This window comes from Micromonospora sp. CNZ285, assembly GCF_004637285.1.
The window spans coordinates 6,320,073-6,334,873 of record NZ_SPQD01000001.1 but is presented as its reverse complement, the minus strand read 5'-3'; the positions used below and the strand labels follow the sequence as shown (position 1 = coordinate 6,334,873).

General features: G+C 72.5%; 13 protein-coding genes, 1 tRNA gene and 1 pseudogene. 9 read left to right on the top strand and 6 right to left on the bottom strand.

Annotated features, from left to right (window positions below; all coding sequences use genetic code 11):
• Positions 1-27: 27 nt before the first annotated feature.
• Entirely contained in the window at positions 28-1,398 is a 1,371-nt protein-coding gene (locus CLT75_RS29390; RefSeq protein WP_135243378.1) for a cystathionine beta-synthase, read from the bottom strand.
• Positions 1,399-1,474: 76 nt separating this feature from the next.
• Positions 1,475-1,831: a YkvA family protein gene (locus CLT75_RS29385; protein ID WP_013474058.1), complete on the bottom strand. Its 357-nt coding sequence runs from the start codon at positions 1,829-1,831 to the stop codon at positions 1,475-1,477.
• Positions 1,832-1,972: 141 nt separating this feature from the next.
• Between CLT75_RS29385 and CLT75_RS29380 the strand changes: the two genes are divergently transcribed.
• The 4 genes from CLT75_RS29380 to CLT75_RS29365 all read left to right on the top strand — a co-directional run bounded on the left by CLT75_RS29380 (position 1,973) and on the right by CLT75_RS29365 (position 6,753).
• Positions 1,973-3,019 carry an SGNH/GDSL hydrolase family protein gene (locus CLT75_RS29380; RefSeq protein ID WP_135243377.1) on the top strand — a complete coding sequence of 349 codons (1,047 nt, stop codon included), beginning with the start codon at positions 1,973-1,975 and terminating at the stop codon, positions 3,017-3,019.
• Between the two features lie 76 nt (positions 3,020-3,095).
• Positions 3,096-3,908 (top strand): SGNH/GDSL hydrolase family protein, encoded by an 813-nt coding sequence (locus CLT75_RS29375; RefSeq protein WP_135243376.1) that lies wholly within the window; start codon positions 3,096-3,098, stop codon positions 3,906-3,908.
• Positions 3,909-3,965: 57 nt separating this feature from the next.
• Entirely contained in the window at positions 3,966-5,228 is a 1,263-nt protein-coding gene (locus CLT75_RS29370) for an acetyl-CoA C-acetyltransferase (RefSeq protein ID WP_073824922.1), read from the top strand.
• Positions 5,229-5,268: 40 nt separating this feature from the next.
• Positions 5,269-6,753, top strand: coding sequence for a CYTH and CHAD domain-containing protein (locus tag CLT75_RS29365; RefSeq protein WP_135243375.1), 1,485 nt, complete (start codon positions 5,269-5,271; stop codon positions 6,751-6,753).
• A gap of 99 nt (positions 6,754-6,852) precedes the next feature.
• Here the strand turns inward: CLT75_RS29365 and CLT75_RS29360 are convergent, their stop codons facing one another.
• From CLT75_RS29360 to CLT75_RS29350, 3 genes are all read right to left on the bottom strand, one after another.
• Entirely contained in the window at positions 6,853-7,173 is a 321-nt protein-coding gene (locus CLT75_RS29360) for a hypothetical protein (RefSeq protein ID WP_135243374.1), read from the bottom strand.
• A gap of 48 nt (positions 7,174-7,221) precedes the next feature.
• Complete coding sequence (locus CLT75_RS29355; protein ID WP_135243373.1) at positions 7,222-7,980, bottom strand: Bax inhibitor-1/YccA family protein; 759 nt, start codon at positions 7,978-7,980, stop codon at positions 7,222-7,224.
• Between the two features lie 125 nt (positions 7,981-8,105).
• A complete protein-coding gene (locus tag CLT75_RS29350) occupies positions 8,106-8,963 on the bottom strand; it encodes a Bax inhibitor-1/YccA family protein (RefSeq protein WP_013284113.1) in 858 nt (285 codons plus the stop codon).
• 195 nt (positions 8,964-9,158) lie between these two features.
• On the opposite strand from CLT75_RS29350, the gene CLT75_RS29345 reads away from it, so the two are divergent.
• The 4 genes and pseudogenes from CLT75_RS29345 to CLT75_RS29330 form a co-directional block, all read left to right on the top strand.
• Positions 9,159-9,512 carry a hypothetical protein gene (locus tag CLT75_RS29345; protein ID WP_135243372.1) on the top strand — a complete coding sequence of 118 codons (354 nt, stop codon included), beginning with the start codon at positions 9,159-9,161 and terminating at the stop codon, positions 9,510-9,512.
• On the top strand, positions 9,509-10,960 hold the full coding sequence (locus tag CLT75_RS29340) for a hypothetical protein (RefSeq protein WP_135243371.1): 1,452 nt from the start codon (positions 9,509-9,511) through the stop codon (positions 10,958-10,960). Before CLT75_RS29345 ends, CLT75_RS29340 begins: the two co-directional genes overlap by 4 nt.
• Positions 10,961-10,989: 29 nt before the next feature.
• A complete protein-coding gene (locus tag CLT75_RS29335; protein ID WP_486485377.1) occupies positions 10,990-11,667 on the top strand; it encodes a vWA domain-containing protein in 678 nt (225 codons plus the stop codon).
• A gap of 7 nt (positions 11,668-11,674) precedes the next feature.
• A pseudogene (locus CLT75_RS29330) lies at positions 11,675-12,469 on the top strand (protein phosphatase 2C domain-containing protein); the annotation flags it as partial.
• Between the two features lie 328 nt (positions 12,470-12,797).
• Here the strand turns inward: CLT75_RS29330 and CLT75_RS29325 are convergent.
• Positions 12,798-12,878: transfer RNA gene (locus tag CLT75_RS29325), tRNA-Leu, on the bottom strand.
• Positions 12,879-12,968: 90 nt separating this feature from the next.
• Between CLT75_RS29325 and CLT75_RS29320 the strand changes: the two genes are divergently transcribed.
• On the top strand, positions 12,969-14,798 hold the full coding sequence (locus CLT75_RS29320) for a hypothetical protein (protein ID WP_135243369.1): 1,830 nt from the start codon (positions 12,969-12,971) through the stop codon (positions 14,796-14,798).
• Positions 14,799-14,801 lie beyond the last annotated feature (3 nt).

The window sequence follows — 14,801 nt, the reverse complement described above, 5'->3', positions numbered from 1 at the left end:
GCCCCGGTCGGCGGGGCCCCGCCCCGCTCAGCGGGCGCCGAGGTGGGCCAGCAGGTCCTGGCGGGTCAGCACGCCCTTGGGCTTGCCGTCGACCAGCACCAGCGCCGCGTCCGACTTCTCCAGCAGCCCGACCGCCTCGCTCACCGGCTGACCACCGCCGATCATCGGCAGCGGCTCGCCCATGTGCCGCTCGATCGTGTCGTGCAGGTGCGCCTGGCCGGTGAACAGGGCGTCGAGCAGGTCCTTCTCGGCGATCGAACCGGCCACCTCACCGGTCACCACCGGCGGCTCGGCCTTGAGCACCGGGAGCTGGGAGACGCCGTACTCGCGCATGTAGTCGATCGCGTCGCGGACCGTCTCGGTCGGGTGCACGTGCACCAGCTCGGGCAGGCCACCGGGCTTGCCGGCGAGCGCGTCGGCGACGGTCGGCTCGGTGCCCGAGTCGTCCAGGAAGCCGTACCGGGCCATCCACTTGTCGTTGAAGATCTTCGACAGGTAGCCCCGGCCGCCGTCCGGCAGCAGCACCACGATCACGTCGTCCGGGCCGGCCTTGCGGGCCACCTCCAGCGCGCCCACCACGGCCATGCCGCAGGAGCCGCCGACCAGCAGCCCCTCCTCGCGGGCCAGCCGGCGGGTCATCTCGAACGACTCCTTGTCCGACACCTCGACGATCTCGTCGGCGACCGACCGGTCGTACGTCTCCGGCCAGAAGTCCTCACCGACACCCTCGACCAGGTACGGCCGGCCGGTGCCGCCCGAGTAGACCGAGCCCTCCGGGTCCGCGCCGATCACCTTGACCCGGCCCTCGGACGCCTCCTTGAGGTAGCGGCCGATGCCGGAGATGGTGCCGCCGGTGCCGACGCCCGCGACGAAGTGGGTGATCTTCCCCTCGGTCTGCCGCCACAGCTCCGGGCCGGTGGTCTCGTAGTGCGAGCGCGGGTTGGCCGGGTTGCTGTACTGGTTGGGCTTCCACGCGCCGGGGATCTCCCGGGCCAGCCGGTCGGAGACGTTGTAGTAGGAGCGCGGGTCCTCCGGCGCGACGGCGGTCGGGCAGACCACCACCTCGGCGCCGTACGCGCGCAGCACGTCCTGCTTGTCCTGGCTGACCTTGTCCGGGCAGACGAAGACGCAGCGGTAGCCCCGGAGCTGGGCCACCAGGGCCAGCCCGACGCCCGTGTTGCCGCTGGTCGGCTCCACGATCGTGCCGCCCGGCCCCAGGATGCCCGCCTTCTCGGCGTCCTCCACCATGCGCAGCGCGATCCGGTCCTTGACCGAGCCGCCCGGGTTCACGTACTCCACCTTCGCCAGCACGGTGGCCTGGATGCCCTCGGTGACGTTGCGCAGGCGTACCAGCGGGGTGTTGCCGATCAGCTCGACGACGTTGTCGTAGTACTGCACCTCGTTGTGCCCTTCGTCGCGCCGCCGTCGTGGGGCGGTCGGTCAGCGGTCAGTTCGCCGACCAGCGTACGTGCCGTCAGGGCACCACATGCCCGGGGATGACGGAGCTGCGACGTGCCTCCCACTCCAGGAACCGCTCGGTCTCGGCGAGCACGCTGCCGGCCAGCCAGGTGACCATGACCGCGTCGTCGGCCAGCCCGAAGATCGCCAGCGGGATCTCCGGCAGCAGGTCGATCGGGGAGACGATGTACGCCGTCGCCCCGGCCATCAGCGCCAGGCGCAGGCCGCCGTCGTACTCGCCCCGGGTGGTCGCGCGGATCATCCGCGGCAACGCCGCCAGCCGTGCCCCGAGCGACGGCCCGCCCCGCGTGCCCGCCGCCAGCGCCCGGGCCAGCGCCGCGAACGCGGCGCTGCGCTTCAACGTCTTCCCCATGATGTCGCCCCTCTCCGCTCGACCATGGTGCGGCCCGATGGCAAGTCCATGTCCGCTGCCCCCATCGGTACCCAATCCGGGCACCGCCCAGCCATCCGATCAAGGACAGCAGTGGTCGTACCGGCGCGATACTGTCGGTTCATGGGGGACGCTGGTTCCGTCGCGCCGGTCCGCCGGCAGCGCGCCCGGCAGATCGCCCGCCTCGCGGCGATCGGCACGGGCGCCACGGTGGCGGCCACCGCCGCCACCGGTGGGGTGCTGCTCGGCCAGGCCCGGCAGGCCCGCCGCACCATCCCGATGGCGCAGGCCCCGCCGCCGCGCTGCGACGGTGTGTACGGCGCGAGACTGCCCGGCCCGCCGATCACCATGGTCATCCTGGGCGACTCCTCAGCGGCCGGGTACGGCGTGCACAGACGCCGGGAGACACCGGGCTCACTGCTGGCCACCGGGCTGTCCCGCCGCCTGCACCGGCCGGTCCGGCTGCACCGGTTCGCCGTGGTCGGCGCGTTGTCGTCCGGGCTGAAGCCGCAGGTCGAGTCCGCCCTGGAGGTCGAGCCGGACGTCGCAGTGATCCTGGTCGGCGGCAACGACGTCACCAACCGCTCACCGTTCTCGGTAGCGGTGCGATACCTGGTCGACGCGGTCCGCACGCTCCGGGCGGCCGGCTGTGAGGTCGTCGTCGGCACCTGTCCCGACCTGGGCACCATCCGGCCGATCCAGCCGCCGCTGCGCTGGCTGGCCCGGCGCTGGAGCCGCCAGCTCGCCGCCGCGCAGACGGTGGGCGTGGTCGAGGCCGGCGGCCGTGCCGTCTCGCTCGGCGACATGCTCGGGCCGCGGTTCGCCGCCGACCCCGGGCGGATGTTCGCCTGGGACCGGTTCCACCCCTCCGCCGAGGGGTACGCGATAGCCGCGGCGGCGTTGCTGCCCACCGTGCTGTCCGCGTTGGGCGCGGTCCCGGAACGCAGGCCTGTCCTGCCCGGCGTGGAAGGCGTACGGTCGCTCCCGGAGGCCGCCCACCAGGCGGCCCGGCACGCCGGCACGGAGGTCAGCGGCGCCCAGCTCCGGGGTCGTGACCGCGGGCCGGGCGGGCGGTGGGCGCAGCTTCGCCGGCGGGCCTTCTTCGGCGTCGGCGCGGTGCCCCCGACCGGCAGCGCCGCCGACTCGGCAACGCTGGAGGGAACGTCATGAGCGAGCGCAGCGAGCGAATCGGCCGGCTCAGCGCGAAGGTGCCTCATGGCGGCACGGAGCGAAGCGGAGTGCCGTCATGAGCGAGCGCAGCGAGGTGGCCCGGTGGGGCCGGGCGGCGGCCCTGTCGCTGCTGGCCGGCACGGTGGGCGGCGCGGCGGTCCTCGCCGGCCAGGCCATCGCCGCCCGCACCCGCGAGTACGCCCAGCCCGAGCTGGGTCTGGTGCTGCGCGCGACGGTCGGCCGTGCGGACGCGCCGCCGTTGCGGCTGGTGCTGCTGGGTGACTCGTCGGCGCTCGGCGTGGGCGTCGACCGGTTCGAGGACACCATCGGCGGTCAGCTCGCCAACCTGCTCGCCGAGGGGCCGACCGGCCGCCGGGTGCAGTTGTCGAGCGTGGGGGTCTCCGGCTCGCGTGCCACCGACCTGGCTACTCAGGTGGCCCGGGCGCTGCTCGGTGAGCGGCCGGACGTGGCGGTGGTGCTGATCGGGGCGAACGACGCCACCGCGATGTCCCGGCCCGGTGACGCGGCGGCCTATCTCGGCTCGGCGGTACGCCGGCTGCGGGAGGCGCACGTCGAGGTGGTCGTGGGCACGTGTCCGGATCTCGGCGCGGTACGCGCGGTCGCCACGCCGCTGCGCCAGGTGCTCGGCTGGTCCGGGCGGCGGATGGCGCGGGCCCAGACGGCGGCCGTGCTGGACGCCGGCGGCACCGTCGTCGACCTGGGCACCGAGACCGGTCCGGTGTTCCGCGCGGACGCGGGCACGCTCTGCCACGACGGCTTCCACCCGTCGGCCGACGGCTACCGGGTGTGGGCGCACGCCCTGCTCCCCGCGGTCGAGGCGGCGGCGGCCGTCGCGTTCCGCCACCACCGGCAGCCGCCCACGGGGTGACATTTCCCGCCCGCCTCGCGGCTTCCCGGCATGTTACTCGCGCGTTAACGTTGGCTCATGCCGATTGAGTCGCCCCGCGACGCCGTCATCGTCGCCACCGCCCGGTCCCCCATCGGCCGCGCGTTCAAGGGTTCCCTCCGCGAGGTCCGCCCGGACGACCTCGCCGCCACCATCGTCCAGGCCGCCCTCGACAAGGTCCCGGCGCTCGATCCCACCACCATCGACGACCTCTACCTCGGGTGCGGTCTGCCCGGCGGCGAGCAGGGCTTCAACATGGCCCGGGTGGTCGCCACCCTGATGGGCCTCGACGGCCTGCCCGGCGCCACGCTGACCCGCTACTGCGCGTCCTCGCTCCAGACCACCCGGATGGCGATGCACGCGATCCGGGCCGGTGAGGGTGACGTGTTCATCTCCGCCGGTGTGGAGATGGTGTCCCGGTACGCCCGGGGCAACTCGGACACGCTGCCGCCGGAGGCGCAGGCCCTCGTCGGCGGCGGCTGGGAGAACCCCCGCTTCGCCGAGGCCCGGGAGCGTTCCGCGGCCCGCGCCCAGGGCGGCGCCGAGGTGTGGACCGACCCGCGCGAGGCCGGGCAGCTCCCCGACATCTACCTCGCCATGGGGCAGACCGCGGAGAACCTGGCCCAGGTGTACGACGTGACCCGCGAGGACATGGACGCGTTCGGCGTCCGCAGCCAGAACCTCGCCGAGAAGGCGATCGCGGACGGCTTCTGGGCCCGCGAGATCACCCCGGTCACCACGCCGGACGGCACGGTGGTCAGCACCGACGACGGCCCGCGTGCCGGGGTGACCCTGGAGGCGGTGGCCGGCCTGAAGCCGGTGTTCCGCCCGGACGGCCGGATCACCGCTGGTAACTGCTGCCCGCTCAACGACGGCGCCGCCGCCGTGGTGATCATGAGCGCCGAGCGCGCGTCCGAGCTGGGGCTCACCCCGCTGGCCCGGATCGTCTCCACCGGCGTCACCGGGCTCTCCCCCGAGATCATGGGCCTGGGCCCGGTCGAGGCGTCGAAGCAGGCGCTCAAGCGCGCCGGCATGACCATCGACGACGTCGACCTGGTCGAGATCAACGAGGCGTTCGCCGCCCAGGTGATCCCCTCGTACCGGCAGCTCGGCATCCCGGAGGAGAAGCTGAACGTCGCCGGTGGCGCGATCGCCGTCGGTCACCCGTTCGGCATGACCGGCGCCCGGATCACCGGCACGCTGCTGAACGCGCTGGAGTGGCACGACAAGACCATCGGCCTGGAGACCATGTGCGTCGGCGGCGGCCAGGGCATGGCGATGGTGCTCGAACGACTGAGCTGAGACCGGTTCGCCGGTGCGCGAGCCGGGTACGGGAGGCCGCATGGCGACCGTCGTGGAACGTGAGCGCAAGTACTCCGGCGACGAGGGTTTCCGGCTGCCCGACCTGACCGGGTGCGGTGGCGTCGTGACCATGTCCGACGCCACCGTCTCGGATCTGGACGCCGTCTACTGGGACACCGACGACCTGCTCCTGCTGCGCAGCGGGCACGCGCTGCGCCGGCGTACCGGCGGGCACGACGCGGGCTGGCACCTCAAGGTGGGCGCGGTCGGTGGCGCCCGGGTCGAGCACCAGTTCCCGGCCGGGGCGTCCGACGACGGCCCGCCGCCCGAGCTGGTCGCGCTGATCCGGGGCGCGTCGCGCGGTCGCCCTGTCGCTCCGGCGGCCCGGGTCGTCAACCACCGCCGGGAACACCGGCTGCTCGACGCGGACGGCCGCGTGCTGGCCGAGGTGGCCGAGGACGACGTCCGGTCCGAGGACCTGGTGGACGGCACCGCGCGGACCTGGCACGAGATCGAGATCGAGCTGGTCGAGGGCGACGAGGCGCTGCTCGACGCACTCGGCGAGCGGCTGCGCGCGGCAGGCGCCCGCGAGGTGGCGGTCAGCAAGTCGCACCGGGCCGTCGCCGGCCGGATCGAGCGCTTCGACGACCGGGAACCGGCCGGCCCGGCGGGACCGGTCCTCGCGTACGTCAGGGCACAGCGGGACGCGATCGTCGGCAACCACGCGGCCGCGTACCAGGGGAACGAGGACGCGGTCCACGACATGCGCGTGGCGACCCGCCGGTTGCGGGCGACCCTGCGTACCTTCCGGGGGTTGTGGGACCGCCGCGAGAGCGAGGCGGTCCGGGCCGAGCTGCGCCGCCTCGGCGGCGAGCTGGGCCGGGTCCGCGACACCCAGGTGATGGCCGCCCGGCTCACCGAGGCGGTGCACGAACTGCCGGACGAGCTGGTGCTCGGTCCAGTGGCGGCGCGGATCGGCGAACGGTTCGCCGCAGACCTGGCCGAGGCGACCACCGCGCTGCGGTCCGCGCTGGACGCCGACCGTTATCCCGCCCTGCTGACCCGCCTGGACAGGCTGGCCGACGGCCCGCCCGCCGACGTCGGCCGGCGCTGGGTGGACCGCCGGGTCCGCAAGGCGGTACGCCGCGCCGACACCCGGCTGGACCGGGCGCTCGCCACCGCCGGGCCCGACGGGGACGCCGCGCTGCACGAGGCGCGCAAGAAGCTCAAGGCCGCCCGCTACGCGGTCGAGGTACGCGAGCCGGCCGCCGGCAAGCGGGCCGCTCGACTGGTGAAGCGGTTCAAGGCGCTCCAGGACCTGCTCGGCACCCATCAGGACTCGGTGGTCACGCGGGAGGTGCTGCGGCGGCAGGCGCTCCAGGCGTACGCCGACGGCGAGAACACGTTCACCTACGGCCTGCTGCACGCGAGGCAGGCGGAGGCCGCCGGCCACGACCGCCCCGCGGTCCTGCGGGCCCGCGACCGGTCACTACACCGCAAGGTACGCCGCTGGCTGAAGCCCTGACCGTCCCGCCGTCTCGGTCGATCATGAGGTTAGCGGGGATCGGCGCCCGTTTTGTCGCCGCCAACTTCATGATCAACCCGACTGAGGGCGTGGGTGAGGCTAGAGGGCGGTGCGGGTTCGGGTTACCGCGTCGGTAGCGGTGGCCAGGACGGGCTCGGGGGGGTCGGCGAGCGTGAGGTCGGCGGCTACCACGCGGAGCTGGTCGGGCAGGGCCAGGTCGCTGGGGAGGCGGGGCACGTCGCGTCGCGGCTCGCCGGCCGCGTCGGCGGCCAGGTTGGCGATCTCCTGGACCAGCTTGTGCACCAGGTCGGCCCGGGACACGTTCCCGCCGTCCGCCTTGGCCGACCAGCGCGGCTGCTGCCAGTGCCCGACCTGTCGGACCAGCAGGGTCACCGCCCGGTCCAGTTCCGCTGCGCTCATCGCCGCCGAGTCTACGGCGACACCGGGCCGGAACGTGCTCAGCCGGCGTCAGCGGCGTACGTAGCTGAGCAGGCGGAGGATCTGCCAGTACAGGAAGATCAGCCCGACCAGCAGACCGAAGGCGCAGTACCAGGCGTACCGGCGGGGCAGCCGGTTCGCGGCCGACCGCTCGACCAGGTCGAAGTCGAGGATGAAGCTGAGCGCGCCCGCGATGATCGCCACCACCGAGAACAGGTACGGCAACCAGCCCACCCGGTCACTGAGGCTGTAGACGACCACCCCCTGCCGCCCGGTGAACAGGTACGCGACCAGGTTGACCAGGCCGATCGCCACGATCCCGACGAGCGTGCCGATGACCAACCGGGCCAGACGCGGGGTGGCGCGGACCAGCCGGGCCCGGTAGAGCACCGCCATGCCGAGGAAGACGCCGAACGTGCCGACCACGGCCTGCGCCACGATGCCCGGGTAGACCATCTCGAAGGCACGGCTGGCCACCCCGAGCAGCAGCCCCTGGAGCACCGCGTACCCGACGACGACCGGCGGGCTGGTGATCTGCTTGAGCGAGATGACGAGCACCAGGGCCAGGCTGGCCAGCGCGCTTCCGGCGAGCGCGGCGGAGATCCACGCGGCCTGCGGCACCACCACCCATGACACCGCCGCCGTGACGCCGGTGACCAGCAGCAGACCCACGGTCCGGCTGACCACGTCGGCCACCGTCATCGTGTCGGCGGTCCCGACCCCGAGCACCTGCCGCTCGGCGCGGCCGACGTCGTCCAGCCGGTCCAGCACCGGGTTGGCACTGCGCACCGTGACCACCTCCCGCCCACGTACCCGGATCCCACTCTGCCCCGGGCGGCCCGGCGGGGACGGGGAAACGGCGACGCCCGCCGCCGCGGATGCGGCAGGCGGGCGTCGTCGGGGAGGGCGTGATGTCAGTCGTCGCCCTGGAAGTAGCTGAGCAGCCGCAGGATCTCGATGTAGAGCCAGACCAGGCCGACCACGATGCCGAAGGCGGCGGTCCAGGAGTAACGCTGCGGGAGGCCCATCCGGACCCCCTCCTCGATGTCGGCGAAGTTGAGCACGAAGCTCAGCGACGCCACCACGATGCAGACCAGGCTGAAGCCGATCGCGAGCGGGCTGCCGTCACGCAGGTGCGTGTTCACGCCGAACAGCGCCAGCACCAGGTTGACCAGCATCACGCCGAACAGGCCGGCCATGATCGCCACCATGATCCGGGCGAACTTCGGCGTGGCCCGGATGATCCGCGCCTTGTAGATCATCGCCATCAGGAAGAACACGCCGAACGTGGCCACGACCGCCTGGAGCACGATGCCGTCGTAGAGCGACTCGAACGCCTTGCTGACCATGCCGACGAAGACGCCCTCGATGACCGAGTACGCCACGACGAGCGCCGGGTTGGCCATCCGCGAGAACGAGATGATCAGGCCGAGCACCAGGCCGACCACAGCGGCGCCGATCCACGCGACGCCGACGAGCGAGTCCGGCACGAGCACCCAGGCCGCAGCGGCCGAGGCGCCGAGGATGGCGAGCATGAGGACCGTCTTGACGACCACGTCGTCGAGGGTCATCGGAGTCACGGTGGGCGGGGCCACCGGCTGGCCGTAGCCGCCCGGGTAGGGCTGGGCGTAGGGCTGCTGGGGGTACTGCTGCTGCGGGTACTGCTGGGGGTATCCGGGCTGACCGTACGGCCCGGGCTGGGCGTACCCGGCCGCCCGCTCACGCTCTGCCGCCTGGCCGAGCCGGGCGAGCACCGGGTTCGACGTCTTCACTTCTCAGGCCTCCCTCAGGGGGTCGATCGCACGAAAGACGTGCTACTCCAGGGTAGACGTGGGCGCAATCGCTCGCGCCACGGCTAGCTGTGGGAAAGCTGAGAGTTCCGTACCAGGCGCCGACGGACTTCCGTCGGCCGGGGAAGCCCTGTCCGTCAGAGACCGGTGGATGCGTACAGGGAAGGACTCAGGCCGATGACGGACGATGCTCTCTTCGTCAGCATGGTGTGCAGCTCGACGCGCCTGCCTGCGGTGATCCGGTTCCGGTGGGACGGCGAGTCGTACGTAGCGACGGCCGGTTCGAAGCAACGGCCCGGAAGTGTGGTGCCGCCCCAGCACGGGAACGGCTCGATCAACGGGTCGTTCAGCCTCGGCGCGGCTTATCCGGGCTGCGTGTACTGCGGAGCGGACAATTTCGTCCGCTGCGGGCAGTGCCGTGAGCTCAGCTGCCATGACCGCAGCTGGGAAGTCTTCAACTGCCCGCGCTGCGGCAACTCGGGGCGGGTCGACGGCACCATCGACAGCCTCTCCGGGCTGGGCAGTTCATGACCACCCCCTCCGCCCGGCGGATCGCCCACGGTGATCACGGGACTTACACGGTGGTAGGCGACCCGATCAGCAAGGGCGGCGTCGGGGCCATCTACCGTCTCACCGACCCGCGTTGGGTTTACAAGCAGTACCACTCCCCGGACAAGGCCCCGTCGGCCGTGCACCTGGAGCAGCTCGTCGAGATCGGCCGGGACGTGCTGATCCAGCAAGGGCTGGAGATCGGGGCTCGGCCGGAGTCGTCTGTCAACTGGCCGGTCGACGTCGTCCGCCTGCCCAATCGCCAGATCATCGGATGCGTGCTGCCGGCCATCCCACAGCGCTACTTCCACCCGACGCACGGCACCGTCAACACGCTCGATTTCCTGGTCATGATCCGGTCGAAACCACCGCCCGCCACCAAACGGCTGATCGTGCTGCTCCGGATGGCCGAGATCCTCGCGTTCGTGCACAGCAAAGGGCTGGTGCACGGCGACATCAACGCCAAGAACGTCGCCTGGACGGTCGACCCGACGCCGGAGGCGTATCTGATCGACTGCGACGGCATGGTGCCGCAGGATCCACCGCCGAAGGTGGGAGTGCAGGCGGTCTACTGGACCGACCCGCGGGTGGTCGACAAGGTCGTGCCGGCGCACGACCATTACAGCGACTGGTACTGCCTGGCGCTGGCGTTCTACCGCGGGCTGTTGCTGATCAAGGGGGGCGCGCTCGGCAAGCAGAAGGACGGCACCTGGTCGGCACCGGGCCAGATCCCATCGGACCTCGATCCGCGAGTGGCTGCGCTGATGCGGCGAGGGCTGACCGATCCGCTGGACGCGAGCAAGCGGCCGGAGCCGGCCGAGTGGGTCAGGACCTTGATCGAGGTCTACGTGGCCGGCGGGAAGTACGACGAGGCGGCGTTGGCCCGGCTGGACAAGGAGCTGAACGCGCCGAGACCCCAGCAGGTCGTCACGCCGGGAGTCTTCACGCCGCTACCGCCGCCCAGCCCTCCGCGACCGCCGTCCGGGACGCGGCATCAGCCGCCGCCGTATCAGCAGTACCCGCCACCACAACCGCAGCCGCAGCCCTACCGGCATCGGCCCCCGCCTCCGCCGCCGCCACATCGACCAACGCACGTGTATCAGAGACCGCCCATACCGCAGCCGCCTCTTCCGCAGTACCCGCCGCCTCAATACGTGTTCCCACCGCCCTACGCGCCGATGCCCGGCAAGGGCCCAGGGGCACTGGCGCGTTGGGCGATGGGCGGCGGAGTCGCCTGGTACCTGCCGCTGACCTTGCTGTCGTTCTGCCTGTGGCCGGTCGGCGGGGTCGTCTGTGGTCTCGTCCTGGCCCAGTCCATCAGGACCTACTCCGGTTACCCCGGCCGTACCGCCGCCATTGTCAGCAGCTGCCTCGGCCTCGGTCTGAGCGGCTTCGCTCTCCTGTCGTGGTTGGTAGGCCTGGCCGCCTGAACATCACACTCCGGAAAGGGAGAACCAACATGTCATCGAATGAGCTCTTCACCATCTTCCCGGTCTTCCTGCTGGTCGACGTCAGCGCCTCGATGTCGGGTGGTCCGATCGAGGCGGTGAACAAGGCCCTGCCGGAGATTCAGCACGAGATGCGGTCCAACCCGACGGTCGGCGAGATCGCGCGCATCGCCGTGGTGACGTTCTCGGATGAGAGCCGGGTAGCCCTCCCCCTCTGCGACATCGCCGAAGCTCCGCTGCCCGAACTGCTGGTCGAGGGCGGCACCAATTTCGCAGCCGGTTTCCGTGGCGCCCGGCAGGCGATCGAGGCCGGTATGAGCTCCCTGCCCAAGGGCACGCCGGTCTACCGGCCGGTCGTGTTCTTCATGAGCGACGGGGCGCATCAGGCCGCCGAAGACTGGACCGAAGCGCTCAAGAGCCTGCGGGACCCGGGATGGAAGTTCGCGCCCGAGGTGGTCGCCTTCGGTCTCGCCGACGCGCACCGGGAGGAGCTCCAGAAGATCGCCACCCGGTTCGCTTTCATGGCCAAGGACGCCGATCCGGTCAGCCAGGTCCGCGAGATCATGAATGCGCTGATCGGGAGCATCCGGACCACCTCGACGAGCCTCGCCGACCCGGCCAAGCAGGAGGGGCTGTACCTGGAGGCGCCGAGCGACCACTTCACGCCGCTCCCGGCTCTGACGATCTGAGGCCGGCATGCCGTTTCCGTTCGCCCACCTGTGGAGCGGGGGCGAGGCACCGGCCGAGCCGGACCTCACCCCGTCCCAGCCACCGGCCGCACCGGAACAGCCGGTTCCGGTGCAGCCGGCGCCCCTCCCGGAGGAGGAGCCGAAGCCGGCCGACCTCCCGTCGGCCGCTCCGGTGATCGGACGGGTCGCCGACGTCCAGCACGGGCAGCTCAAGGCTGGACTCACCCTCCGCCCACCCGCGATCGCCCTGGACGGGATCGTGGCCGGCGGCTACCAGGTGGCCGGCGCGTCGATGATCGGCGTGGGCCACCTCCAGTCCGGGCAACCCCGGCAAGACGCGTACAACTTCATGCTCGGGGAATCAGGCCGGTTGTATGTAGCCGTCGCCGACGGTCTGGGATCCAAGCCGTACTCGCAGCTGGGAGCGCACCTGTTCGTCGAGTCGGTGCTGATCTCGGCGGCCAGAGCCGAGGCTGACGAGCCGACCGAGGCGGATCCTGCTCGGCTACTCGTCCGGGCGAGTGAACGAATGGAACAGAAGGTCCGGGAGGCGTACGGCATTGATCCCAGGACGGCGGGTTGCGTCGGCGCGGTAGCGGTGTTCTCGGAGCGTGGCTGCGTCGTCGCCCGGATCGGGGACGTGTCCGCGTTCACTCTCCGGACCGGCGTCTTCACCGAGGCATTCCCGGCCGAGACCGGCCCGCTCAACCTGGTGACGGCGACGATGCCGTATCAGGCAGAGGAGGACATCGAGGTGGCCGAGCTGCCCCCGGCCGCCGTGGTGGTCCTCGGGACCGACGGGCTGGCGAACGACCTGCGCCACTCCGGCACGCTCCGGGAGTGGCTGGGCGGGCAGTGGCAGATACCACATCTGCCATTCGGCGTCGGCGACACTCTGCGCTATCGGCGACAGGGCTCCCACGACGACAGAACGGCGGTGCTGGTCTGGCGCGACGATGTTCCGGCCGATCCAGCAGGAGACGGCCCGGCCGAGGAAGACCAGGATGAGGAAGACCAGGGTGAGGACCGACCCGCCTGCGGTGAACACGTTGCGGGCCCGCCGCTGACGCGAGCGCGTCATGTGGCGGGCCCGCGGCGAGCCGCTCGTGATCATGAGGGGAGCTGTCGCGTGCCCGGGGCGGGGGTCGAACCCGCACGCCTTGCGGCAGCCGCTTTTAAGGCGGCCGTGTCTGCCGTTCCACCACCCGGGCGGGTGACACCGGCGCGTCGACACGCGGAGGTGCAGATCTCACCGTAGCGGCTCGGCCGCGACGCGGCGTACCCCGGCGGGTGCGGCCGTTATGGTCGAGGCCGTGACCAGCGCCGCCCGCCCGGCCCTCCGGCCCGATCACCGCCGGGCGGCCGGTCCGGCGGGGGTCGCGCGGCGGGTGACGGCCGCCGTCCGGCGGCACCGCGCGGACCTGCTCGTGGGGTTGGCGTTCGCCGCGCTCGCCGCCTGGCTCACCCACGGCCTCTGGCCGGCGCCGGGCACGCGCACACTCGCCCTCAACCCGGCCGACCAGACGCTGTACGAGTGGTTCCTGGCGCTGGACGCGCGTGCCCTGTGTGGCGAGCTGAGCCTGGTCACCGGCCGGTTGAACGCGCCGGACGGGGTCAACCTGATGGCGAACACCTCGGTCGTGGCGCTCGGCGTGCTGCTCGCCCCGGTCACGCTGGCGTTCGGGGCGCCTGTCACGTTCGCCCTGCTCGTCGCCGTGAACATGGCCGGTACGGCGCTCGCTTGGTACCTGCTGTTCACCCGCGTCCTGCGGGCCCGCCGGCTCGCTGCCGTACTCGGCGCGGCGCTCGGCGGCTTCGGGCCGGGCATGGTCTCGCAGAGCAACGGCCACCTGCACATGACCGCGCAGTGGCTGGTCCCGGTGCTGGTCTGGCTCGTGGTCCGGCTGCTGCGTGCCGCCGACCCGGCCGGTCACCCGGACGGCCCGGACCGCCGCCGGATGGCCTCCTCCGCGGCCGGGCTCGCCGCTGTCGTCACCGTGCAGGTCTTCGTCGGCGAGGAGGTGCTGTTCCTCGCCGCGCTCACCCTGGCGGTGACCGCCGTCGCGTACGGGCTGGCCGACCGGGATCTGCTGCGCCGGGCCGGTTCCGGGTTCGCCGGTGGTCTGCTCGTCGCCGCCGGGCTGGCGCTGCCGGTGCTGGCGTACCCGCTGTGGGTGCAGTTCGCCGGCCCGCAGGGCGTCGCGGACGGCATGTTCCCACCCGCCTACTTCTCCGCCGACCTGATCGGCTGGACCCGCCTGTCCGCACTGACGGTGTTCGGCAGCCCGGAGGCGGTACGGCTCACCACCGGTCCGGCCGAGTTCACCACGTTCCTGGGCTGGCCGCTGCTGCTGGTCGCCGCCGCCTGCGCGGTCTGGCTGGGGCGGCGGGCCCCGGTGGTGGCGCTCGTGGCCGGGGCGCTGGTGATGGCCGCGCTGGCGCTCGGCCCGCAGGTGGTGGCGGGCGGTGAGCGGACCGGGATCCCCGGCCCGTACGCGCTGCTGGCCGGGCTGCCGGTGGTGGACGGCGCGCTGCCGATGCGTTTCGCGCTGGCGGTGCTGCCGCTCGTCGGCACCGTGCTCACCCTCGCCGTGCACCGGGCGCTCGGCGAGTCCGGCCGGGCCCGCCGGCTCGTCCCGGTCGCGGTCGGCGCGGCGCTGCTCAGCGTCTTCCCGACGCCGCTGCCCACGATGGACCGGCCGCCGCTGCCCGAGTTCGTCACCGGCGGCCACTGGCAGAAGTGCGTACGCCCCGGCGGGGTGCTGGTGCCGGTGCCCACCGCCACCCCGCAGGATCCCTGGCCGATGCGCTGGGCCACCGCCACCGGCGTCGCGTTCGCCATGCCGGAGGGCTTCTTCATCGGCCCGTACGGCCCGCACGGCTCGGCCACCATGGGTACCTGGCAGCGTCCCACCTCGGCGCTGCTCGCCGACGTGGCCCGCCGAGGCGTGGCGCCCGCGATCGGTGACCGGCAACGCCGCCAGGCCGCGCGGGACGTCGAGTTCTGGCACGCCTCGTGCGTCGCGGTGACAGACGACACGCCGCACGCGGAGATGCTGCGCCGGACCCTGGAGCAGCTGTTCGGACGGCCGGGTACGCGGCTCGCCGACGCCTGGACCTGGCACTTCTGACCC

Excerpts from the sequence above, each read along its gene's own strand:
- CLT75_RS29385 (WP_013474058.1), bottom strand. The coding sequence starts at position 1,831 with ATGGGGAAGACGTTGAAGCGCAGCGCCGCGTTCGCGGCGCTGGCCCGG.
- CLT75_RS29380 (WP_135243377.1), top strand. The coding sequence starts at position 1,973 with ATGGGGGACGCTGGTTCCGTCGCGCCGGTCCGCCGGCAGCGCGCCCGG.
- CLT75_RS29375 (WP_135243376.1), top strand. The coding sequence starts at position 3,096 with ATGAGCGAGCGCAGCGAGGTGGCCCGGTGGGGCCGGGCGGCGGCCCTG.
- CLT75_RS29370 (WP_073824922.1), top strand. The coding sequence starts at position 3,966 with ATGCCGATTGAGTCGCCCCGCGACGCCGTCATCGTCGCCACCGCCCGG.
- CLT75_RS29365 (WP_135243375.1), top strand. The coding sequence starts at position 5,269 with ATGGCGACCGTCGTGGAACGTGAGCGCAAGTACTCCGGCGACGAGGGT.
- CLT75_RS29360 (WP_135243374.1), bottom strand. The coding sequence starts at position 7,173 with ATGAGCGCAGCGGAACTGGACCGGGCGGTGACCCTGCTGGTCCGACAG.
- CLT75_RS29345 (WP_135243372.1), top strand. The coding sequence starts at position 9,159 with ATGACGGACGATGCTCTCTTCGTCAGCATGGTGTGCAGCTCGACGCGC.
- CLT75_RS29340 (WP_135243371.1), top strand. The coding sequence starts at position 9,509 with ATGACCACCCCCTCCGCCCGGCGGATCGCCCACGGTGATCACGGGACT.
- CLT75_RS29335 (WP_486485377.1), top strand. The coding sequence starts at position 10,990 with ATGTCATCGAATGAGCTCTTCACCATCTTCCCGGTCTTCCTGCTGGTC.
- CLT75_RS29320 (WP_135243369.1), top strand. The coding sequence starts at position 12,969 with ATGGTCGAGGCCGTGACCAGCGCCGCCCGCCCGGCCCTCCGGCCCGAT.